Below are 20,462 nucleotides of genomic sequence, written 5' to 3' on the forward strand. Positions count from 1 at the left end.
CGCTCAGGCGTGGCGCGAACCGGCGGACGCCATGCCGAGCCAGGTGTGCGGGTTGCCCTCCCAGCACCAGCCGAGTTTCGGGGCGCGCTTGCTGATCCAGAGCGCCGGGACCCGGCGGTCCCCGCACCGCGAACCGCCCGTGGAGAAGCACTTGTTCTTCACCAGGATCTCCGGGGCGTGGGTCAGCAGGGCGATTCCCTCCTCGATGGTGAGCAGCGTGCGGCCCCGCCCGGCGAGGGTGGCCATCGCGTCGCCCGGCACGACCCCGCAGAACTCCTCCCCGCGCTCGACGTCGAAGAGCAGGTGGACACCGTCCGGGCCGGGCGGCCGGGTGTCCTCGGTGGCGACGAACCGTTCCAGGGAGCCCGGTTCGAAGCTGCGGTCGACGAACCCGGGCAGCTTGCCGCCCCGCAGCGTGGTCAGCGCCATGGTGGCCTCGATCGGGGCCAGTTCGCGCCCGACGACCAGGACGAAGGGGACCCGGCCGGTGACCGCGGGGTCGTACGCCGCGTGAGCCTGAGCCCGGGCCGCGGATCCGGTGCGGGCCACGGCCTCGGCGCGCAGCGGCGCCACCAACTCGGTGAACTGCTCGGGGGAGCGGCCGGACAGCGCCGGGTAGCCGAGCGCGACGAGGGTGCGGACCTGCCGGTCGAACTCGGTGGCGGCGTCGAGGGCGGGGGAGTGCGTCGAGTCGGTCAAGCGGGTGCTTCCTTCCGAGAGGCCTGCGGTGGACCGGCTCGCGGTGCGGCCGGGGAACGGGGCGGCAGCGGTCAGGGGAGCTCCTTCCTCGCGACGGCCTCGATCTCGGCGGGGGTGCCCGACATGATCGTCCGCACATGGCGGGTGACCAGCTCGACCGGCCAGTCCCACCACGCGGCCCGTCGCAGCCGCGCGACGTCCTCGGCGTCGTACCGGGCCCGGATGGGCCGGGCCGGGTTGCCGCCGACCACGGTGTACGGCGGTACGTCGGCGGTGACGAGCGACCCGGCGGCGATGATCGCGCCGTCCCCGATGCGCACGCCGGGCATGACGGTGGCGCCGTAGCCGAACCACACGTCGTTGCCGACGACGGTGTCGCCGCGGCTGGGCATGCCGGTGACCAGGTCGAGCGTGGCCTCGCCCCAGGCGCCGCCGAACATGGTGAACGGGAACGTCGACACGCCCATGGTGGGGTGCTCGGCCCCGGCCATCAGGAACCGGGTGCCGGTCGCGATCGCGCAGTACTTGCCGATGACCAGCCGCTCGGGACCGTAGGCGTAGAGCACGTTGCGGGTCTCGAAGGCGGTGGCGTCGTCGGGATCGTCGTAGTAGGTGAAGTCGCCCACCTGGATGCGCTCGTCGGTGACGAGGGGCTTGAGGAGGACGACGCGCGGGTGCTGCGCGAGGGGGTGCAGCACCCCGGAGTCGGGAACGGAGCCGGGGGCGGGCACGGTGCCGTCGGGCGTGGGGTCGGTCAAGGCCGGACCTCGATTCTGGCCAGGGAGCCGGTTTCCAGGGCGCACCACAGGGCGCCGTCGTGTGCGGTGATGCCGTGCGGTTCGCAGTCGGTGCGGGAGAGCGGGTACGAGCTGACGTGACCGTCGACGGTGATCCGGCCGACCCGGCCGCCGCCCCACTCGGTGAACCACAGTGCGCCGTCCGGCCCCGCCGTCACCGCGTGCGGCCTGGCCGCGGGGTCCGGCAGCGGGTACTCGGTGACGGCGCCGTCCACCGTGATCCGGCCGATCCGCCCGGCCCCGATCTCGGTGAACCACAGGGCGCCGTCGGGACCCGCGGCGATGCCCACCGGGCCGGCGCCTTCCGTCGGCAGCGGGTACGCCGTGCCGTGGCCGTCGGTGGTCAGGCGTCCGACGGCGTTGCCCTGGTTGAGCGTGCACCACAGGGCGCCGTCCGGACCGGTCGTCAGGGCGGACGGGAAGGCTCCGGGCGCCGGATACTCGGTGACCTCGCCGTCCACGGTGACGCGGCCGACGCGGTCTGCCGAGGAGAGCGTGAACCACAGCGCCCCGTCGGGTCCCGCAGTGATCCCGAACGGCCCGCCCTCGGGCGTGCGGGGCGCGAAGGACGAGTAGGCGCCCTCGGGGGTGAGCCGGCCGATGCGGTGCGCCCGGTACTCGGTGAACCACAGCGCGCCGTCGGGTCCCGCCGTGATCACGGTCGGTCCGTCGCCGACCGGGTGGACGGTGACATGCCCGTCGTCCGGGTCCCTGCGGGCGACGGCGCCCCGGTGGACGAGGGTGAACCACAGGGCGCCGTCCGGTCCTTCGGTGAGCGCGTAGGGACCGGCGTCCGCGTCGCTCACGGTGAACTCCCGTACGGAGTCGGTGTCGTACCTCTCGTTGAATTCGTTCATCGAGAGTAACCTTACCCACAGACGACTCTTCCAATCAACATAAAAATACTACCGAGGTAAGATTCTCGCCATGGACCTGAACGACACCCCGGCGGCCCCGGCGCTCGGCCTGCGCGAGGCCAAGAAGCGCGAGACGCGGCAGCTGATCTCCGACCACGCCACCAGGCTGTTCATCGAGCGCGGCTTCGAGCACACGACGATCGCCGAGATCGCCGACGCCGCCCGCGTCGCCAAGAAGACGGTGACGAACTACTTCCCGCGCAAGGAGGACCTCGCCCTGGACCACCAGGACGAGTTCGTCGCCGCCCTGGCCGCCACCGTGACGGCCCGCGGAACCGGCGAGACGCCCCTGACCGCCCTGCGCCACGCCTTCCTGGCCGCCGTGGCGGCCCAGGACCCGGTCGCGGGCTTCGCCGGCGAGGCCTTCACCCGCATGATCGCCGAGAGCCCCACCCTCACCTCGTGCCTGCGCGGCCTCCACGACCGGCGGGAGGAGGCACTCACCGCGGCCCTGGCCGACACGACCGGCACCCCGCGCGACGACATCACCCCCCGTACGGCCGCGGCTCTGCTCGGCGGGGTCCACCGCGTCCTGTTCGACCGCATCCAGGAACTGACCCTCTCGGGACACCCCAACCCGCGGATCGCCGAGGTGCTGGCCCAGGAGGCGCCCCGCGCCTTCGACCTGCTGACCCCGGCCCTCGCGGAGTACGGGCGCCGCGCCCAGGCGTAGCCCAAGAGGGCCGTACGGGGCCGCGCCGCCGGACGACGGTGCCGTCCGGCGTCCGCGTGCGCGGTCACCGGCGCGGGCGCAGACTGGCCGGGTGAGCGGAACGCACACGGAGCGGGACCCGGGCACGCCCGAGGCCGGTCGCCGCGCCCCCTCCCAGTCGCTGGCCCTCGCCGCCATGATGTTCGCGGTGGCGATGACGTTCATCGACCAGACGATCGTGTCGATCGCCGCCCCCGACATCGTGTCCGAACTCGGCCTGTCGGCCTCGGGCATGCAGTGGGTGATCAACGCCTACCTGCTGTCCCTGGCCGCCTTCTTCGCCCTCGGCGGACGCCTGGCGGACCTGTGGGGCCCACGCCGCGTGGTCGTGCTCGGCACCCTCGTCTTCGTCGTCTCCTCGGTCCTGTGCGGCTGCGTCCCCTCCGGCGACTACGCGCTGACCTGGCTCATCGTCTTCCGCGCCACCCAGGGCCTGGGCGCCGCGCTGCTCTTCCCGGCCGCGCTGGCCGTGGTCGTCGCGGTGTTCCCGGTCGAGCGCCGGGGCCGCGCGCTCGCCCTCTTCTTCGGCCTCACCGGCGCCCTGACCGCCGTGGGCCCGCTCCTCGGCGGCTGGCTCACCGCGTGGACCTGGCGGGCGATCTTCTGGGTCAACGTCCCCGTGGCGATCGCGGCGCTGGTCCTGACCGCACTGGCCGGCATCCCCGACCGCCGGCGCGAGGAGCCGCTGGACGTGAAGGGCGCCCTGCTGATCGTCGCCGGCATGGGGCTGAGCGTGCTGGGCTTCCAGCAGTCGGCGGCCTGGGGCTGGGACAACGCGGCGACCTGGGTCTGCATCGCGGGCGGCCTCGCGATCCTCTGCGCCTTCTGCCGCTACGAACTGCGCACCCGTCACCCCCTGGTCAACCTCGCGGTCTTCCGCGACCGCGCCTTCACCGTGGACGCGCTGGTGCTCTTCTTCGCCATGCTGGCGTTCGTCCCGCTGTTCTTCTTCGCCTCCGTCTACGCCCAGGTCTCGCTCAGCGCGTCACCCAACCAGGCCGCCCTCTACCTGCTGTACTTCTTCGCCGGGTTCGCCATCGCCTCCCAGTGGGGCGGCCGCATCCTCGACAAGCGGGGCGCCCGCCCGGCGATGCGGATCGGGTGCGCCCTGGGTGCCGTCGGCTTCGCGCTGTGGGCCGGCAAGCTCACCGACCTGTCGATGCACGACCAGTGGCCCTACGCCGCCCTCGCCGGCGCGGGCATCGGCTTCGTCCTCGCCCCCGCCTCGACGGACGCCGTCAACCGCTCGATCGACTCCTCCTACGGCGAGGTCACCGGCATCACCCAGACCGTCCGCAACTACGCCGCCAGCGTCGGCCTGGCCGTCTTCGGCACCCTCCTGACGCACTCCATGACCGACCGGGTCGAACAGACCCTGCGCACCCGCGGAGTACCGCCGGACGCCCAGCGGCCCATGGCCCGGGACGTCACCGAGGCGATCACCGGCAACGCGGACACCCGCACCCCGACGGGCGACGGCCCGGCCCAGACCGCCATGCGGGAGGCGATGCCCGCCATCCGCCTCGACTTCGCCGAGGCCAACCAGTGGGTCTTCTACGGCATGGCAGTCGCCCTCGCCATCGGCTACTTCTGCGCGCTGCGCCACCCGGGCGGCCGGGCACAGGACCGCGACGCGCACCCGGACCGGGCGGCCGGCACGCACCCGCCCACCCCCGCCCGGCCGGTCACCGGTCCTCACGACGCCGGGAGTTGAGGCGCGCGGCCCGACGCGTCAGATGGTCGCGCTCGGCGAGGTCGGTCGCCTTGCGGGCCGCCTCGGCGTACAGCCGCGCCGCCCGGTCCAGGTCGCCGTCGCGCTCGTGCAGGTACGCCGCCACCGCCGCGTACCGGGGCAGCGCCTCGTCCAGCCCGGCGAGCGCGGCCAGACCGGCCCGCGGCCCGTCGGCCTCCCCGACGGCCACCGCGCGGTTGAGCCGTACGACGGGACTGCCGGTCAGGCGGGCCAGCTCGTCGTACCACTCCACGATCTGCACCCAGTCGGTCTCCGCGGCGGTGGGCGCGTCGGCGTGCAGGGCGGCGATCGCGGCCTGCGCCTGGAACTCGCCCAGCCGGTCCCGGGCGAGCGCCGCCTGCAAAATCGCCACCCCTTCGGCGATCGACGCGGTGTCCCACCGGCCGCGGTCCTGCTCGGCGAGCGGCACCAGGCTGCCGTCGGGCGCGGTCCGCGCCGCGCGCCGCGCGTGGTGGAGCAGCATCAGCGCGAGCAGCCCCGCCACCTCGGGGTGGTCGACGGAGGCCGCGAGCTGCCGGGTGAGCCGGATGGCCTCCGCGGCCAGGTCGACGTCGCCGGAGTAGCCCTCGTTGAAGACCAGGTAGAGCACGCGCAGCACGGTGGCGACATCACCGGGCCGGTCGAACCGGACACCGGACACGGTGCGCTTGGCCCGGCTGATCCGCTGCGCCATCGTCGCCTCGGGCACCAGGTACGCCCGGGCGATCTGCCGGGTGGTCAGCCCGCCGACGGCGCGCAGGGTGAGCGCGACCGCCGAGGACGGGGTCAGCGAGGGATGCGCGCACAGGAAGTACAGCTGGAGCGTGTCGTCCACGTCCGGGGCGGGCCCGGGCGCCGGCTCCTCCTCGACGCGGTCCTCGCGCCGACGGCGGGCGGTGTCGGCGCGGGCCGCGTCCAGGAACCGCCGCCAGGCCACGGTGACCAGCCAGCCCTTGGGGTCCCGCGGCGGGTCGTCCGCCCATCCGCGGACCGCCTCGACCAGTGCCTCCTGGACCGCGTCCTCGGCCGCCGCGAAGTCGGCTCCGCGGCGGACGAGAACGGTCAGCACGCTCGGCGTGAGGCTCCGGATCAGGGCCTCGTCCATCGGAGCCTTGTTCGTCGGAGCCTTGTCCGTCGGAGCTTCGTCCATCGGCGAGGTCACTCCGTGACGGTCGGGTGGTGCTCGCCCATGAACGGACGCAGCTCCAGCCACTCGTGGATCGGCCTCCCGCCCGCCCCCGGGGCGGCCGACAGCTCCCCGGCCAGCTCGACGGCGCGCTCGTAGGTGTCGACGTCGATCACCATCCAGCCGGCGATGAGGTCCTTGGTCTCGGCGAACGGCCCGTCGGTGACCGGCGGCTTCCCCTCCCCGTCGTAGCGCACCCAGGTGCCCTCGGGAGCGAGCGCCTGCCCGTCGACGAACTCGCCGGTCTTCTCGAGCCGGGCGGCGAAGTCGTTCATGTACTGCATGTGCGCGGAGATCTCGTCCGGCGTCCACCGGTCCATGGGCACGTTGTTGACCGGTGCCGGGGCGCCTCGGTAGTGCTTGAGCAGCAGGTACTTGGCCATGATGCGTCGTCTCCTCGGTGCTGGTGCGGCCCATTGTGGCCGCCTTCACCCCTGGGACGGAGCCGTACGCGGTTTCTCGACACGGCGGAGGACGTCAGGCGGAAGATTTTTCCTGCGCGTCCCTCAGGACCCCTTCCACGCCGTGCAGGAAGGTCTCGGAGACCAGCTCAGGGTCGAAGAGGCACCCCGCCGCCATCGCACCGTCCCGGAGCATGACGAAGTGGCGCCCGGCGGCCTCGCCGTCACCGCCGCCGGCCCGCGCCAGCAGCTCCGTGACGGTGTCCAGGAACCACTGCCGGTGCGCCAGTACGGCCCGGTGCACCGGGTGGGCGGGGTCCGGGTACTCGGCCACGGCGTTGAGAAAGGCACAGCCGCGGAAACCGGGAGACCTGATCCCGTCGACGATGGACCGCGCGACGGCCCGGACCTGCCCGGCGGCCGAGTCGGTACTGCCCCTGGCCGCGGCCACCTGCCCGCGGATCCCCCGGTCGGCCTGGTCGAGGTAGGCGAGGATGAGGTCTTCCTTGCCCGAGAAGTGGCGGTACAGCGTGGCCCGGGTGACCTGCGCCTCCGCGGTGATCCGGTCGATGCCGACGGAGTGGATGCCCTCCGCGTAGAAGATCCTCGTGGCGGTGCCGAGCAGCCGGTCTCGCGCTTCGGAGGGGTTGCGGGCTTCTGTGCTCGGGCTCATGGATCCACCGTATCAAGGCGGCGAGGTAGAACGTTCGGTCTTGACAGCGGAGGCGGGGAGGCCCTTGACTGCATCACAACGAGACCGAACGTTCTCCCTCACGAAGGGCCACTCCCATGGACACCGTCGTCGCCGCCCCGCCCGCCGGAATCCCCGCCACCCTCCGCAAGCTCTACTTCGTCCGCTTCGCGTTCGCCGCCGCATGGGCCGCCCTGCTCTTCGCCACCGCCGACACACTGGGCCCGCTGAGCACCACGCTCCTGCTGGTCTACCCGCTGTTCGACGTCGCGGCCGCGATCGTCGACGTACGGTCGGCGAAGGCGAACGGCGGCCCGGCCGCGCCCCTGTACGCGAACATCGCGATCAGCTCCCTCACGGTCCTCGCCCTTGCCCTCGCCGCGACCTCGGGCATCCCGGCCGTCCTGCGCGTCTGGGGCGCGTGGGCCGTCACCGCGGGCATCGTGCAGCTCGTCGCGGGCGCCGTCCGCCGCCGGCTGGGCGGTCAATGGCCGATGATCGTCAGCGGCGCCGTCTCGACGCTCGCCGGCGTCTCGTTCGCCACGCAGGCGGGCGCCGACGATCCGTCGCTGGGGAGCCTCGCGGGGTACGCCTTCCTCGGCGGCGTCTTCTTCCTGGTCTCGGCGGTGCGCCTGGGCCGGGGGACGCGCGACCGGGCCTGACCGGGGCCGTCCGGTGCCGGGGGGTGTGGCTCCGCGTTCTTCGAGCACTCGGGCGGTGTCCGGGGGAGCCGCGAGCGACGGAGGGAGCCCACCGTGCCGCACCACTCACCCAAGACGCCGGACCCGACGCAGTCGCCGAACGCACCGAACCCGGAGAAGCCGCCCGAGGGCGCGGCGGACATCCGGTTCATCGGCAACGCCACCCTGCTGATCCGCTACGGGGACCTGACGCTCCTGACGGACCCCAACTTCCTCCACCGCGGCCGGCGGGCCCACCTCGGCTACGGACTGGTCTCGCGCCGGGTCACCGAGCCGGCCCTCGACGTGAGGCAACTGCCGCACGAGGATCTGGACGCCGTCGTCCTCTCCCACCTCCACGGCGACCACTTCGACCGGGTGGCCCGCCGCGGCCTCGACCGGGGCCTGCCCTTCGTCACCACCCCGCACGGCTCCCGCCTTCTGCAGGGCCTGTACGGCTTCCGCCGGGCCACCGGCCTGCGCACCTGGGAGACCCACACCCTGCGCCACGGCGACTCCACGGTCCGCATCACCTCGCTCCCCGGCCGCCACGCGCCCGGCCCCGCCCGCTTCCTGCTGCCGCCGGTGATGGGCAGCCTGCTGGAGTTCGGCGACCGCACGGGCGAGACCCGGCTCGTCGTCTACCTCTCCGGCGACACCCTGATGTACGAGGGCCTGCGCGAGATCGCCGTACGCCACCCGGACATCCACCTGGCCGTCCTGCACCTCGGCGGCACGACCCTGCCCGGCGGTCTCGTGGTCACCATGGACGCCGGACAGGGCGCCGACCTGCTCGACCTCCTGCGTCCCCGCCGTGCGATGCCCGTCCACTACGACGACTACACGGTCTTCCGCTCCCCGCTCGACGACTTCCTCACGGAGGCCGACCGCCGGGGCCACGCCGCCCGCCTGCTGCGGTGCGCGCCGGGCGAGCACGTGACGGTGGGCGCGGAGGCGAGGGTCTGACGGAGCCGTCGAGGGGGCGGCAGCGGCCGGCGGGAACCCGCGCCCGAGGCCCGCGCGCCGGACCGCTCTAGCCCTTCGGCGCCACGCGGTCCCGTGACGCACTCTGAACGCGCCGCCGCTCGTACACGGTGACCCGCCGTCCGCGGGCCTGTTCGTCCGCGACCACGTCGAACTCCTCCCGCAGCACCGCGTACTTCACGACGTCGCGCTTCGCGGCCGGGGTCCGGGCCGCGCCGGGCGCGTCGGTGACCAGCAGTATGCGCCGCTGTTCGAGCATCTCCGTCCGTATCCGCTCGGGGTCGGCTTCCTCGCCCTTCAGGGTCCCGGACGCAGCGGGACTCCGCGCCAGCGCGATGTCCCGAAGGCCGGCGAAGGCGTCGGGGGAGACCAGTTCGGTGTCGCGCCGGGCCGCCGGTACGAAGACGACCGCATCCCCGTCCTTCTTGAGGTGGCGTACGCTCACGGCCGCCGACAGGACGTCGTCCACGCGACTGGCCGGCGACCGCTTGGCCAGGGACTGCGGCAGCAGCGCCACCACCGCCACCGCGACGACCACCGGTACGAGCCACGGCACCGCACGCGGGAGACGGGACCCGACCACGCGCGCCGCCGCACCCACCGCCGCGCCGACCAGCAGGGCGAGCCCCAGCATGCTGAACAGGACGTAGCGGTCGAGGAAGAGCGGCTGCACCAGGGACAGGCCGAGCAGCCCCAACTGCGGCACCGCCAGGAGCGGCAGTCCGACCACGGCCACCGACGGCCGGCCCACACGCGGCCGGTCCAGCCGGGCTCCGAGCCCGCCGACGGCCAGCAGGACCGCCGGGCCGATCAGCATGTGCCAGGTCAGCGGCGGGATCCAGGACACCTGGCCGGCCTGGGACCGGCTGAACAGGATCAACGGCAGGGCACCCACCGTGGCGGCCGCCGCGGCCGCCGACCAGCGCGCCCACACCCGCCGTTCGGCCTTCACCCACATCAGGGTGGTCCAGTGCGCGGGCAGCAGAAGCAGCGACAGCCAGTTCAAGAGCGCGCACACGAGGACGACACCCCCGTACGCGACCCAGTGCGCCGTTCGGCCGTTGCCCTGGAGCACGCTCACCAGCAGCAGGGTCGCGATCGCGGACCCGGCCATGACCAGGGCGTACGGGCGTCCCTCCTGGAGATAGAACTGCACCGCGGGCAGCAGCCCGAGCGCCAGCCCCGCGGTCAGCCCGACCCGGGCTCCGGCGAGGCTCCGGCCGATGACGGTCACGCAGGCGGCGGCCACCGCCACGGCCAGGACGGAGGGCAGTCTCAGGACGACGACGCCGGGGCCGAAGCACTCGAAGAGCGCGTGCATGAACAGGTAGTACAGCCCGTGCACGGCGTCCACCTGGCCGAGCATGTGCCAGATCTCCCCGCCGGAACGGCGCGCCACCTGCCAGGTCGCCGCCTCGTCCCGCCACACACTGTGCCGGCGGGTCAGTCCCCACAGGCCGAGGGCCGAGGTCCACAGCAGGGGAATCACCCACAGGGGCACCCGGCGGCGGAGGACGGACAGCCGGCGAACGGATGCGCGGCACGTCACGGCCGGGCCGCCTCGACGGCGAACACGGCGTCGCACCGGTCCCTGACGCGGTCGTCGTGGGTGGCGACGACGACGGCGCAGCCGGCCTCGCTCATCTCGCGCAGGACGTCGACGACCGCGGTGGCGTTGGCATGGTCGAGGGCGCCGGTCGGCTCGTCGGCGAGCACGAGGGCGGGCTCCTTGACGATGAGCCGGGCGAGGGCCACCCGCTGCTGCTCCCCGCCGCTGAGGTGGTGGACCTTCTCGTCCCCCCGTCCCGCGAGCCCGACACGGTCGAGGGCCTCGGCGATGTCGCTGTTAGCCCTGCCGCGTGCGGCCCGTCTCGGCTTGGTGGCGACCTCCAGGTTCTCCCTGATGGTGGCGTTCTCCATCAGGGCGTAGTTCTGGAACAGATAGCCGAGGGTCTCGCGCCGGAAACGGCGGGTGTCGCGTCGCCCGAACCGGGTGATGTCCTTTCCCTCGAACCGGATTTCACCGGAATTCGGCTTGTCGAGCAGGCCTATGCAGTTGAGGAGCGTGGATTTGCCGGCCCCGCTGGGGCCGACGAGGGCGAGCATCTCGCCCTTGTTGACCGTGGTGGTGAGGCCGGACCACAGAGTCCTGGGGCCGAAGGTCTTCGACAGGCTGACGATATCGATCACGACGGGGCTCCTGCTGGGATGGAGAGAATGCTCACGGGCTCGTCCTGCGCCGGCATCAGGCTTCGGCGGCCCGCTCTTTGACGGTGCGCCGGTGAAATACGCCGAGAGCGAGAAGAACGGCTCCGAATTCGACGACGACGAGCCCCGCGATGACGCCCAGATCCACTCCGGTGAGATGGACGGCCGGGAAGGGGGCGGGAATGCCCCGGGCCGTGAGCTCCTCGAGATCCCGGTTCTGCTGCCAGGTCTGGATCGGCACCCACCAGGCGAGAAAGGCCGCCAGAAGTCCCTCGACACCGAGAATGAAGCGATGGGTCGCCGTGAAACGCCAGCCGTTGAGGTACTGGGCGAACGCCGCCTGAGCGTGCTTGCGCGAGTGGATCACGCAGACTCCGACGCCGGTGATGAGGAGTACGGCGACGGAGGCGAGCAGATTGAAGAACAGCAGCCGGAAGTCGTTGACCGCCGAGCGCAGACTCTCGGCGGCGTTCTGCCCGACGGGATTCACCGTGGCCACATAGGTCTGCAGGTCGTGGTCGTTGGCGTTGAGGGGGCCGAGAACGTCGCCGGGCTCGGGGAAGACGATCCCGTCCTGGGTCGCGAACGTGGTGTAGGCGTCGTCCGTGAGCATCTTCGAACCGTTGGGCACCACGACGACCACCGGATCGCGCACCAGACTCCGGTCGTCGTCCGGGGTGTAGGCGGCGTTGGGGCTCCGGTCCCCGGAGTTGTAGCCGAAGACGCGCTGACCGCTCTTCGCCGGCAGGGTTTCCACCGTGAGGCGCTCGCGCACCTCGGGGTCGAGCCTGCCGAACACGTCGGGGACGGCTGCCCCGATGGCCGACGCGTGGCGAGCCAGCGACTGGGGGACGAGGAGCCGCACGGTGTGCGCGTCCGCTCCCTCGCCGCCGTGCGGGAGCGGGGCGTAGGGCCGCCCCTCCGGGTCGACGACGCGCTGCTCGGCGAGGAAGGACTCGTTGACGACGAGCATCTCGCCCTGGGGGAGGCGGGCGTCCGAGGGTAGGTTCCGCAGGTCGTGGCGCCCCGCGACGACGATCTCGCCGTCGGCGTCGGCCTTCCGCAGCCACCGGCCGACCGCGGTCACCACGTGCGCCGAGTCGCCTCCCCAACTGCCGTTGAGGCGGATGGTGACGGCGTCGCCGGCCTTGGCGTAGACGTCCTGGTTGTCCTGGCGCGCCGCCACGTGCTGGCCCGCCGAGACGACGTCCATGGCGAAGCCGAGCGCGAGCAGGACGGCGGGTACGCGCACCAGGTAGGTGACGGCGAAGGCCGCTCGGGAGGGCAGCTCGCCCTTGAGCGCGCGGAGCACGTCGACCTTGAAGGTGAGGGTGAGCGCGGCGGCGTGGGCGGCCGCCGTCAACAGCACGAGCAGACCGGCGAGGCAGGCGGCCACCGAGGCGAAGAGCCCGACGTGGGCGAGCCCGTTGTAGAGGCCGAGGGAGGTCAGCGCAGTGGCCGTCACAGCGGCGGCGGCCGCCGCCCAGAAGACCGCCAACTGCTTGAGATCGCGCAGGAGAAGGTCCGCCGGGGACATGCCTTGCAGACGCAGCACCGCGTAGGTCTTCGCGTTGAGCAGCACGCTCGCGCCGGTCATCGTCACCGCGGCGAGTGCGACCACGCCGAGGGACCAGAACAGCGCATCCTCGGTGAAGCCGCGGGCCAGTGCCCCGGGTGCGAGGGGGTGCCGCACGGTTGAGCTCAGGCCCAGATCGGCGAATCGGGCGACGAGGTCGTCCGCGGCCTCCGGCGGCCCGAAGACGTAGTAGAAGCCCCGTGGATCGCGCTGTCCGATCTCGGCAAGGGGATGCACAGCGGTGTCGACGTGCGAACCGAAGGCCGGATAGCCGTCCGTCAGCCACGCCTCCGCGTCGGAAGCCGAGTCGCCCGAGGCCAGGTACAGGTGACGGAGCCGGTCGGGCCTCTTCACGTCGGGCAGCGCGCGAGCGACCGCGACCTCGTGCTGGTCCGCGAACTCCGCGATCGCACGGGCGACCTGACCACCGCTGACGGAGTCGTCGGAGCCGGTGACCCAGACCTGAGCGGAACTGCCCAGAACCAACTCCTCGTCCAGTCCGCGCACGAACAGAAAGGACAGCATCGCCGAGAAGAGAAGAATGGCGACATGGACGAACTTGATACCTCGGTGGAGCATCGCGTTACCTAGGTTCGGGCACTCGGGAGCGCATTCTCGTGGGGGGGGAAGAGACGTGGGGGACCCGGCTGCGGGGACGTGAACGGCCCCGCAGCCGGGTGCGACATCAACAACAGAGAATCCGGAGTTCGGATTCAGAATTCAGACGCGCGTGACTCCGACGTCAGCAGGCCGGGTCGTAGTACGCCTTGTTGAGCGCCCACGTCGACTTCTTCGCCGACGCCTTCGACCAGACCTTTTCCTTGATGCAGCCGCTCTTGGCCCAGTACGCGCCCTCCACGGAGGACGAGTGGTAGTTGTCCTTGTGGTAGTAGTTCGAGTACACGTAGTTGGCGCCCACGCCGTGGCTCCACTTGCCGCCGCCGGCATCTTCGGCGGCCAGCGCGGGAGCGGCGAAGGCCATGACCACGACGCCGGTCGCGGCAGCGGCCTTGATGCTGTTCTTCAGGCTCAACATGATTTCTCTCTTCTTTCAAGAGCCCCGTTTTTTGGCATGCGTCGACCGAGGCTCGTTTTCGACGGTCGTTTCTGCTGAATCAGTGAGGTACGGATCTACGGATCAGGCCGCGATCCACGGAACACGGCAGGCATGCGGCTGCCGGCCCTCCGGGCACAAACCTCTGATCACTGACTTGCGAATGGCTCGCCACGTCTTCAGCGAGCACTTCAGCCGGACGCACAGTTCGACTGGTTTCCGCGTCCCGCTGCTCTGTCCGGGGTGCTCCAGGCGCCACTGCTCCGACAGGTGGTCGTACACATCGGCGGTCGGCAGTTCGCCGCCGAGCGCGGTGTGGGCGACGGATTCCCCGACGACCCGGGCACTGCGAGAGCCGACAGATAACTCAACAAGCCCTCTGACCCAGGTCAGACCCCGTTCGTCCGCGTACAGCCCGAACCTGAGCGTGCGCGTCCGCAAGGCGTTCAGCCCCTGACGATCTTCTTCTTGACGCAGTGCTTCGCACGGTAGCCGCGGGGCATCTGGTCGTTGGCGTCCTTGATGGCCGCCTTCCACGCGAGGTCCTTGGTCTTGGCCCACCCGTGGCCGTTGAAGAAGCCGTGGCCGGAGCTGTCCGCGATGCGGAACTTGGTGCACTGAACGGTCGCGTTCCAGCCGTTGGCGGCCTGCGCGGGCGCAGCGACACCAACGGAGAGCGTGGCTGCCACGACGGCGGTGAGCAGCGGGGAAAGGGCAATCAATTTGCGCATGACTGCATCTCCAGGGGGTTGGTCTCTCATCCGGCAGGGGGCAGGTCGGCGTTGTGGCCCACAGATGCCCCGGCACTGCCGGGCACGCCGGAGAACGCCTCGACTGCACGAGCCGAGACGGGATCCGAGCGTTGGTCCCCCTACCCCCTGAGCGCACCCGCCGTTGGTCAGACGAGCGAGTGGCCGGAAGAGACATTACCCAGGGCGATGATCATGAGCGACCGATCAGGCCTATGAACAAGATCACGACAGGCGCAGTGAACCTCGAGCCCTCGCGGGCGCCGGATTGGTCCCCTTCAGGAGAGATCAACATGTTGGGGCGCATTGGTTCCGCCGGCACAAGCTCCGCTTCGGGATGGCCCCCGGACCGTGATTGGTCTGGGGTCTTCGGCGGGCCGGAGGCGGTGCGACGACGGCACTTGATCCCATACTTCCTGGCGGACAGACTGCCCTTCATGGGACCAGTAGGCGTGGCCACCGCCGCGCAGAGCAGGAAGCTGCGATGAGCGCCGACCTGCCCTTCTTCCGGTACCACCCGGACCCCCTGGCAAGCGGGTCCATCCGCGCGTCCGCCGAGTCGTGCGCCTGCTGCGGCCGCAGCACGGGCTGGATCTACACGGCAACCTTCTACTCCGCGCAAGAGGTCAGCGGACGCTTCTGCCCCTGGTGCATCGCCGACGGGAGCGCGGCTCAACGCTTCGCGGGTGAATTCACCGACTCCTACGGCCTCGACGGCGTGAGCGACGAGGTGCTGCACGAGGTCACCCGCCGCACACCGGGCTTCCACGCTCGGCAGGATCCGCACTGGCTCGTGCACTGCCACGACGCGGGTGCCTTCGTGGGCGAAGTCGGGTACACCGAGTTGGCGGAGCATCCCGAAGCCCTCGATCAGCTGCGTGCCGACCTGCGCATCGACGGCCACCACGACGAAAGCCGGCTTGAGCGCCTCCTGACGCACCTCGGCGAGGGGATGACGGCCATGCTCTTCCGATGCACCGTCTGCGGTGCCCACCTCGCCTACACCGACGCATCCTGAAGATCGTCCCGCCGTCGCGACTCCGCGACGTCAGACGAGGACGCAGGCGGCAGTGACCGCGGGCGGGGCGTTGGCTGTTCCGTAGAGACTCGCCACCGCGCGCAACAAGTCGGACAGAGCATCGGTGCAATGGCTGACGATGTCAGCCCTATCCGACGTGGCGTCGGCGACCCGATACCTTGCCCACCCAGAGCCGGCCGGCTCCCAGCTGAACCGAAGATCACCCGTCATCCCATGCCCTCCCGTGCCGGTCATGAGACCGTCCTGGTCGTCAATGACCGCCGCCGTTGAAGTCGGACGTGGATGTCAGAAGGGGCCCACCTCCGGAAATCCGGAGGTGGGCCCCTTCTGAACTGGTGCCCCCGGCAGGATTCGAACCTGCGACACCCGCTTTAGGAGTCCGTTAACGGCGCCGGGGTGACCGGGGCAGACTGAGCGCTACACCATTTGACCTGCGGAAACACGTCCCTTGTGGTCCCTTACTGTCTTGGGCTATCCCTCAGCCGTGTGTACGGCATGTGTACTGGAGCGTCCCGGACCTAGTAGTCGTAGTGTTCCGAATGGTGTTCACATTGAACACTTACGCTTGTATGGTGGACACACGCCAGCCGCGCACGCGGCGGCCCCGCCCGGTGTTGGTAGCGCCGGAACGGGGCCTAGGCATCGACCCTCCGTGAAGGGACCGATCCATGCAGGACAACGTACAGCCCCTCTTTCCCCGTCGGCCGGGCGACGTCGCCGGATACCGCCGGCCTGACCCGCTCGAGGCCGCGCTGCTCGCCGCGTGGAACGCGGGAGAGCCCGAGGAGACCGACGACGCCCCGGCGGATGCGCCCGTTGATGCGCCGCAGGTCGACGGCTGCCCCGCCCTCGACGGGCAGTGCACCGGCGACGACTGCGCCGACCCGTCCGCCCCGGTCCACTACGGGCCGGTGCCCGGACTGCGCGTCTCGTTCGTCGACGGGCCGCTGCTGCCGTTCAACCTCGCCCAGTGGGGCGACGAGCCGCCGGTGCTCTCGTTCTACGCGGACGGCACGTGGCCGGACCTCGACGTCGCGCAGGTCGACGAACTGCTGCTCGCCCTCGACGAGTACACCGGCGCGCTCCGGGTTGCCCGCGAGCACCTGGCCCGCGCCCGCCGTGCGCAGGCTGGGGACGGAGGCCAGGACCGATGAACCACAGCGTGCCGTTCGACTTCTCCCGCTGGGCCTTCCTCAGCGCCCCGCTCGCCGACGTCCTCGCCGCCTGCCGAGTGCGGCTCGTCGAGCAGTTGCTCATGCCCCACCCGCACATGACGGCCTGCATCGCCCTGGGCGGCGCCGGCGCTGAGGTGCACGTGCCCGCGGACCAGGACCCGATGGAGCGGCAGCTCCACGTGCGCGGCCTGCTCGCCCGCTGGAACGGCGTCGACGTCGCCGACTGGCCGATGCCGGTGCTGTTCTCCCCGGAGACGACGGGCGGTGCCGCGTGAGCGCCGGGCGCACCGTGACGGTGCGGACCCTGGACCACGGGGACGTGACGGTGCCGGAACCGTCCTGGTGCCTCGGACGGCACGACCAGGACGTCTACCGGTCCGACATCTGGCACGAGGGCGAGGAGGTGCCGCTCCTCGTGACGACGCCGTGCCACGGCCGGGTGCCGTTGCTGCGGGCGACGGTCGTGCAGAAGCCGTTCGCGACGGACACGGCCGTGCGCCTGGCGGTCGGCATCGACGGCGAGCCGCACGAGCTGTCCTCGCACGAGGTGCGCGGACTGTCCGGTGAACTCGTGTCCTTGGGCCGCGGCCTCGAGTGGCTCGCTGACCGCGTCGCATCCTTCGAGGCCGGTGATGCGCGGTGATGCGCGTCCTGATGCGGCAGGCGCCGCAGGCGGCCCGGGACGCGTGGGGGCCGTCCGCCGTCCTCGGCGTCCTCAGCGTCCTGGCGGGCGTCCTGCCCGTCCTCGGCAGCACCCCGACCGCGCATGATGCGACACATGATGCGCCGTTGATGCGACATGATGCGCCGCAGGTAGACGCGGTGCGACAGACGCAGACGCGTCTCGTGCAGCCCTGCCCGAAGTGGTGCACCGAGGACCACACCCGGCAGGCCGGGGAGGACCGCGCGCACCACTCCGGCACCGTGCGGGAACTCCGGCTCCCCGACGGGCGCCTGGCCCTCGAGGCGTCCCTCACCCTGGAGCCGGGCAAGGCCGCCGCCGAACTCGTCGTGAGCGGCTCCCTCGACGCGTTCACCGACGACGTGCAGCTGCTCGACGCCGGACGCGCGCAGGCGTTCGCCGCGGACGTGCAGCGGTTCGCCTCCCACGTCGCCCGCATGGCGGCCACGGTGGGGAAGACCCGCCCGCAGCCGCGACCGGAGCCGGTACCGGCGGCGCGTCCGAACAGGAAGGAGCGCAAGCGCCTTCCTCCGGAGCTGCAGGGCTGCAGCCGTGAGACGAGCCTGTACCTGGCGGAGCGGGACGGCATGCAGTGCTTCTACTGCCGCCGGCCGTTCGACAGTCTCGCCGAGGTGACCAAGGACCACTACGTGCCCAAGAGCCTGTGGGCGTGCAACCTGCCCGCGAACCTCGTGCTGGCCTGCGAGCCCTGCAACGTGGCCAAGGGCGACCGGCTGACGTGGTCCATGGCCGCGGTCCTGCTCGCGCACGCCGACCGACTGGAGGTGGCAGCGTGAGCGTGGTTGAGACGCGGCTGCGACAGCGGCGCGCGAGGGTGCGACAGCTGCAGACGCAGGGGCGCAGCCTGCGCGACATCGCCGCCGAGGTCGGCGTCAGCAAGGACACGGTGCGCCGGGACCTCGCCGCGCTGGAGGCGCCGGCCGCCGAGGTCGACGAGCGGCAGCTGCTCCTCGTCGTCGACGAGGAGCTGGGCAAGGACCTCAACCTGCTCGCCGCCTCTTACCGGCTGGCGGGCGAGGACGTGGCCCGCCTGGTGCTGCATCAGGCAGCCGAGGGGATCCGCCGGACGATCGCGGCCCGCGTCGCCGCGACGGGCAGCGTCCTGCCGTAGGACACGACGCACGCACGACGGCCCCGGACTGCAGTCCGGGGCCGTCGCCGTGTTCGGGGAGGGAAGCGCCGAAGGGGAGGCGGGAGGCGCCCCTGACGCCGTCTGGCGCCGTTTCCGCGGCGCCTCCCTCGCCTCCCTGAACTGGCCTTCCCGCAGGTCGCCGTGGGGGAGCACGGGAGGGAGGCGGTGAGGGAGAACTCCCCGCCTCCCTCGCTGCCTCCCTCAGTGACCGGCCGGTGGAGGCAGTGACTTTCCACTGGTCACCTCACTGACCCAGGTCACTGCCGCTGACCTGCGGAAACGACGTGTTCAGTGAGGCAGTGAGGCGGTCACCGCAGGCGCCTTCGGGTGGTCATTCGGCCCGGCCGGCGGGCAGGACACTGCCTCACTCACTGCGGCGGCTGGCTGTACCGCTCCAGCGTCTCCTTGGCCGTCGACGTGTCCATGAGCCTCAACTCCCACGGCCCAGTGTTCACGTCGAACTCCTTGCCGAAGCCGACCCACTTCCCGGCCATGCGCCGGCCGGTGGGCTCCACGAGCAGCTGCAGCGCGCCGAAGTAGCGGGCGCCCCGGTAGTAGCCCTCACTGGCCGTCTGCTCCGTCCAGGTGCCCGTCACCGTGTTCCCGTCCAGCTGCAGGTCGAGGGTGAGCGGGCTGTCCGGGTTGAGGGACGCCCCGGGCAGGCTGCGGCCGTTGAGCCGGTTGCCGTGCTGCAGCAGCACCACGTAGTGCTTCCCGGTGAACGTGTCGCCGCGGCCCGACGAGTAGAACTCGTAGGTGGACAGCCAGACGCCCGAGTAGTTCCCGCGGGCCGGGGACGGCTGCGCCGAGGGGCTACTGCTCGCGGCCGGGATGCCGACGGGCGAGTCCTCCAGGTCGTGGCCGCCCTCGCCGTCGTCGGAGACACGGGCGAGCGGCACCGGGGCCGCGAAGCCGAGCGCTTCGATGGGCATGCCCGTCACGACCTCCAGGGCCCGCGCGTACACCGGCCGTGGGGCGGCGGTCGCGCCGCTCTCCCAGCGCTGCACGAGCCGCTTCGAAGCGTCGTTGCGCTGCCCGGTCCGCAGGCCCGCGTCGCGGATCGCGCGGGCGAACTCGTCCTGTGACATGAGCAGCCCCATGCGGACTGCCCGAAGGGTGCTGTTCGGCGTCGTCATGTGATCGACGGTAGACCCCTGACACCGACAATGACACCGGATTGACGCCCCGAGTGTCGCCGGTATGACGCCCCGTCCGTCGTCGCGCAGCGTCACAGCACCCGGACAGCGTGTACCGCGACAGTCCCCGGCGACCGCGCGAACGGCCCCGGGGCACGGCCACCGCTTCAGGGAGCGACGACATGCCGCAACGTACCGCGCAGCCGAGACCCGCGACAGGCACCTGCCCGCCCGACATCACCGTGATGCGGGAGACCGTGCGGCTCCTGCTCGCCCCCAACGCGACCGTGCCACCTCCCGCCGCCCTGGACACCCTCACAGCCACGCTGCGCGGGCACCTGGCCGTCCTCGCGCCCGACGTCGCCGCGCTCGCCGCCCAGCTCCCCGAGGACGACGTGCCCCGCTACTGCGCCCTCGCCTGCGTCGGCGAGGCCGGCGCCAAGCTCCGGGCACGCCCCGCGGCCGGGCCGGACGCCGCGTTACGGCACGCGCGCAAGCTGGCTCGCTCGCTTGCTGCCCTCTGCGACCACTACGGCAGCCTCACTCCGCGGCGTGACGAGCCGGACGCGGGCACCGCGTACCGGCGTCTCCTCGAGCACGGGGCCGCCTGCCCCGCCTGCCTCGCCGTCGACGAGACGGGCAGCAACGCCGGCGTCTCCTGCGTGACGCGCGACCAGCTGCACGACGCGTACCGGAAGGCGAAGCGGGCCGCCTGCCCAGCGTGAGCACAGGCCGGTTTCGGCCCGCTCGCCGGTATCGCCTCCACCCGAAACCGGTTTCGCCCCCGATATCGGGGCTGACCTGCGAGGTTTCGGGTTTCGGGGGTGCCGCCCGCACCCCCTCTACCCCCTCTACTGCGCAGGTCGGAGGGCACTACCCACCCCGCTACCG

At 71.8% G+C, this 20,462-nt stretch carries 23 protein-coding genes; 11 read left to right on the forward strand and 12 right to left on the reverse strand.

Going from position 1 to position 20,462, the window contains the following annotated elements; genetic code table 11:
- Positions 1 to 3: 3 nt before the first annotated feature.
- The 3 genes from NI25_RS22570 to NI25_RS22580 form a co-directional block, all read right to left on the reverse strand.
- Positions 4 to 699, reverse strand: coding sequence for a DUF5701 family protein (locus NI25_RS22570; protein ID WP_061444182.1), 696 nt, complete (start codon positions 697 to 699; stop codon positions 4 to 6).
- A 71-nt stretch (positions 700 to 770) separates the two neighbouring features.
- The gene (locus NI25_RS22575) at positions 771 to 1,457 is read right to left on the reverse strand and encodes a CatB-related O-acetyltransferase (RefSeq protein ID WP_420710744.1); all 687 of its coding nucleotides are present in this window, start codon (positions 1,455 to 1,457) and stop codon (positions 771 to 773) included.
- On the reverse strand, positions 1,454 to 2,353 hold the full coding sequence (locus NI25_RS22580) for a hypothetical protein (protein WP_061444183.1): 900 nt from the start codon (positions 2,351 to 2,353) through the stop codon (positions 1,454 to 1,456). Before NI25_RS22580 ends, NI25_RS22575 begins: the two co-directional genes overlap by 4 nt.
- A gap of 70 nt (positions 2,354 to 2,423) precedes the next feature.
- On the opposite strand from NI25_RS22580, the gene NI25_RS22585 reads away from it, so the two are divergent.
- Together NI25_RS22585 and NI25_RS22590 are read left to right on the forward strand one after the other, a co-directional pair.
- On the forward strand, positions 2,424 to 3,086 hold the full coding sequence (locus tag NI25_RS22585) for a TetR/AcrR family transcriptional regulator (protein ID WP_061444184.1): 663 nt from the start codon (positions 2,424 to 2,426) through the stop codon (positions 3,084 to 3,086).
- Between the two features lie 175 nt (positions 3,087 to 3,261).
- On the forward strand, positions 3,262 to 4,839 hold the full coding sequence (locus tag NI25_RS22590; RefSeq protein WP_061447043.1) for an MFS transporter: 1,578 nt from the start codon (positions 3,262 to 3,264) through the stop codon (positions 4,837 to 4,839).
- Here the strand turns inward: NI25_RS22590 and NI25_RS22595 are convergent.
- The 3 genes from NI25_RS22595 to NI25_RS22605 form a co-directional block, all read right to left on the reverse strand.
- Entirely contained in the window at positions 4,811 to 5,962 is a 1,152-nt protein-coding gene (locus NI25_RS22595) for an RNA polymerase sigma factor (protein ID WP_061447042.1), read from the reverse strand. The two genes, NI25_RS22590 and NI25_RS22595, sit on opposite strands and share 29 nt — an antisense overlap.
- Positions 5,963 to 6,015: 53 nt before the next feature.
- On the reverse strand, positions 6,016 to 6,426 hold the full coding sequence (locus NI25_RS22600) for a YciI family protein (protein WP_061444185.1): 411 nt from the start codon (positions 6,424 to 6,426) through the stop codon (positions 6,016 to 6,018).
- Between the two features lie 94 nt (positions 6,427 to 6,520).
- The gene (locus NI25_RS22605) at positions 6,521 to 7,117 is read right to left on the reverse strand and encodes a TetR/AcrR family transcriptional regulator (RefSeq protein ID WP_061444186.1); all 597 of its coding nucleotides are present in this window, start codon (positions 7,115 to 7,117) and stop codon (positions 6,521 to 6,523) included.
- Positions 7,118 to 7,233: 116 nt separating this feature from the next.
- Between NI25_RS22605 and NI25_RS22610 the strand changes: the two genes are divergently transcribed.
- Positions 7,234 to 7,797, forward strand: coding sequence for a hypothetical protein (locus NI25_RS22610; protein ID WP_061444187.1), 564 nt, complete (start codon positions 7,234 to 7,236; stop codon positions 7,795 to 7,797).
- 180 nt (positions 7,798 to 7,977) lie between these two features.
- Positions 7,978 to 8,781 (forward strand): MBL fold metallo-hydrolase, encoded by an 804-nt coding sequence (locus NI25_RS22615; protein WP_061447044.1) that lies wholly within the window; start codon positions 7,978 to 7,980, stop codon positions 8,779 to 8,781.
- Positions 8,782 to 8,848: 67 nt separating this feature from the next.
- On the opposite strand, the gene NI25_RS22620 is transcribed toward NI25_RS22615, so the two are convergent.
- The 5 genes from NI25_RS22620 to NI25_RS22640 form a co-directional block, all read right to left on the reverse strand.
- Positions 8,849 to 10,348: a glycosyltransferase family 39 protein gene (locus NI25_RS22620; RefSeq protein WP_233520763.1), complete on the reverse strand. Its 1,500-nt coding sequence runs from the start codon at positions 10,346 to 10,348 to the stop codon at positions 8,849 to 8,851.
- Complete coding sequence (locus tag NI25_RS22625) at positions 10,345 to 10,989, reverse strand: ABC transporter ATP-binding protein (RefSeq protein ID WP_061444188.1); 645 nt, start codon at positions 10,987 to 10,989, stop codon at positions 10,345 to 10,347. Before NI25_RS22625 ends, NI25_RS22620 begins: the two co-directional genes overlap by 4 nt.
- Positions 10,990 to 11,044: 55 nt before the next feature.
- The gene (locus NI25_RS22630; protein ID WP_061444189.1) at positions 11,045 to 13,162 is read right to left on the reverse strand and encodes a hypothetical protein; all 2,118 of its coding nucleotides are present in this window, start codon (positions 13,160 to 13,162) and stop codon (positions 11,045 to 11,047) included.
- A 163-nt stretch (positions 13,163 to 13,325) separates the two neighbouring features.
- Positions 13,326 to 13,619: a lactococcin 972 family bacteriocin gene (locus tag NI25_RS22635; protein ID WP_199561002.1), complete on the reverse strand. Its 294-nt coding sequence runs from the start codon at positions 13,617 to 13,619 to the stop codon at positions 13,326 to 13,328.
- 464 nt (positions 13,620 to 14,083) lie between these two features.
- Positions 14,084 to 14,368, reverse strand: coding sequence for a hypothetical protein (locus NI25_RS22640; protein WP_148315149.1), 285 nt, complete (start codon positions 14,366 to 14,368; stop codon positions 14,084 to 14,086).
- A 502-nt stretch (positions 14,369 to 14,870) separates the two neighbouring features.
- On the opposite strand from NI25_RS22640, the gene NI25_RS22645 reads away from it, so the two are divergent.
- The 6 genes from NI25_RS22645 (at position 14,871) to NI25_RS22680 (ending at position 18,414) form a co-directional block, all read left to right on the forward strand.
- Positions 14,871 to 15,404, forward strand: a complete 534-nt coding sequence (locus NI25_RS22645; protein ID WP_061444191.1) for a CbrC family protein — start codon at positions 14,871 to 14,873, stop codon at positions 15,402 to 15,404.
- Between the two features lie 689 nt (positions 15,405 to 16,093).
- A complete protein-coding gene (locus tag NI25_RS22660) occupies positions 16,094 to 16,579 on the forward strand; it encodes a hypothetical protein (RefSeq protein ID WP_061444193.1) in 486 nt (161 codons plus the stop codon).
- Complete coding sequence (locus NI25_RS22665; protein WP_061444194.1) at positions 16,576 to 16,875, forward strand: hypothetical protein; 300 nt, start codon at positions 16,576 to 16,578, stop codon at positions 16,873 to 16,875. Before NI25_RS22660 ends, NI25_RS22665 begins: the two co-directional genes overlap by 4 nt.
- Complete coding sequence (locus tag NI25_RS22670) at positions 16,872 to 17,243, forward strand: DUF6907 domain-containing protein (RefSeq protein ID WP_061444195.1); 372 nt, start codon at positions 16,872 to 16,874, stop codon at positions 17,241 to 17,243. Before NI25_RS22665 ends, NI25_RS22670 begins: the two co-directional genes overlap by 4 nt.
- 179 nt (positions 17,244 to 17,422) lie before the next feature.
- A complete protein-coding gene (locus tag NI25_RS40310) occupies positions 17,423 to 18,079 on the forward strand; it encodes an HNH endonuclease (protein ID WP_233520764.1) in 657 nt (218 codons plus the stop codon).
- A complete protein-coding gene (locus NI25_RS22680; RefSeq protein WP_107071806.1) occupies positions 18,076 to 18,414 on the forward strand; it encodes a DeoR family transcriptional regulator in 339 nt (112 codons plus the stop codon). Before NI25_RS40310 ends, NI25_RS22680 begins: the two co-directional genes overlap by 4 nt.
- A 389-nt stretch (positions 18,415 to 18,803) precedes the next feature.
- Here NI25_RS22680 and NI25_RS22685 read toward each other — a convergent pair whose 3' ends face one another.
- Positions 18,804 to 19,571: a helix-turn-helix domain-containing protein gene (locus NI25_RS22685; protein WP_061444197.1), complete on the reverse strand. Its 768-nt coding sequence runs from the start codon at positions 19,569 to 19,571 to the stop codon at positions 18,804 to 18,806.
- Between the two features lie 182 nt (positions 19,572 to 19,753).
- Here NI25_RS22685 and NI25_RS22690 point away from each other — a divergent pair, with 182 nt between their 5' ends.
- Entirely contained in the window at positions 19,754 to 20,296 is a 543-nt protein-coding gene (locus tag NI25_RS22690) for a DUF6415 family natural product biosynthesis protein (RefSeq protein WP_199561003.1), read from the forward strand.
- Positions 20,297 to 20,462: the final 166 nt, after the last annotated feature.

Origin of the sequence: Streptomyces sp. CCM_MD2014 (assembly GCF_000772045.1) — a bacterium.
GTDB classification, from domain to species: Bacteria; Actinomycetota; Actinomycetes; order Streptomycetales; family Streptomycetaceae; genus Streptomyces; species Streptomyces salinarius.

Bases quoted from the DNA above. Each gene is read 5' to 3' on its own strand.
- NI25_RS22665 (WP_061444194.1), top strand. From the start codon at position 16,576: ATGAACCACAGCGTGCCGTTCGACTTCTCCCGCTGGGCCTTCCTCAGC.
- NI25_RS22640 (WP_148315149.1), bottom strand. From the start codon at position 14,368: ATGCGCAAATTGATTGCCCTTTCCCCGCTGCTCACCGCCGTCGTGGCA.
- NI25_RS22580 (WP_061444183.1), bottom strand. From the start codon at position 2,353: ATGAACGAATTCAACGAGAGGTACGACACCGACTCCGTACGGGAGTTC.
- NI25_RS22660 (WP_061444193.1), top strand. From the start codon at position 16,094: ATGCAGGACAACGTACAGCCCCTCTTTCCCCGTCGGCCGGGCGACGTC.
- NI25_RS22645 (WP_061444191.1), top strand. From the start codon at position 14,871: ATGAGCGCCGACCTGCCCTTCTTCCGGTACCACCCGGACCCCCTGGCA.
- NI25_RS22600 (WP_061444185.1), bottom strand. From the start codon at position 6,426: ATGGCCAAGTACCTGCTGCTCAAGCACTACCGAGGCGCCCCGGCACCG.
- NI25_RS22610 (WP_061444187.1), top strand. From the start codon at position 7,234: ATGGACACCGTCGTCGCCGCCCCGCCCGCCGGAATCCCCGCCACCCTC.
- NI25_RS22605 (WP_061444186.1), bottom strand. From the start codon at position 7,117: ATGAGCCCGAGCACAGAAGCCCGCAACCCCTCCGAAGCGCGAGACCGG.
- NI25_RS22690 (WP_199561003.1), top strand. From the start codon at position 19,754: ATGCCGCAACGTACCGCGCAGCCGAGACCCGCGACAGGCACCTGCCCG.
- NI25_RS22585 (WP_061444184.1), top strand. From the start codon at position 2,424: ATGGACCTGAACGACACCCCGGCGGCCCCGGCGCTCGGCCTGCGCGAG.
- NI25_RS22595 (WP_061447042.1), bottom strand. From the start codon at position 5,962: ATGGACGAGGCCCTGATCCGGAGCCTCACGCCGAGCGTGCTGACCGTT.
- NI25_RS22590 (WP_061447043.1), top strand. From the start codon at position 3,262: ATGATGTTCGCGGTGGCGATGACGTTCATCGACCAGACGATCGTGTCG.
- NI25_RS22685 (WP_061444197.1), bottom strand. From the start codon at position 19,571: ATGACGACGCCGAACAGCACCCTTCGGGCAGTCCGCATGGGGCTGCTC.
- NI25_RS22635 (WP_199561002.1), bottom strand. From the start codon at position 13,619: ATGTTGAGCCTGAAGAACAGCATCAAGGCCGCTGCCGCGACCGGCGTC.
- NI25_RS22630 (WP_061444189.1), bottom strand. From the start codon at position 13,162: ATGCTCCACCGAGGTATCAAGTTCGTCCATGTCGCCATTCTTCTCTTC.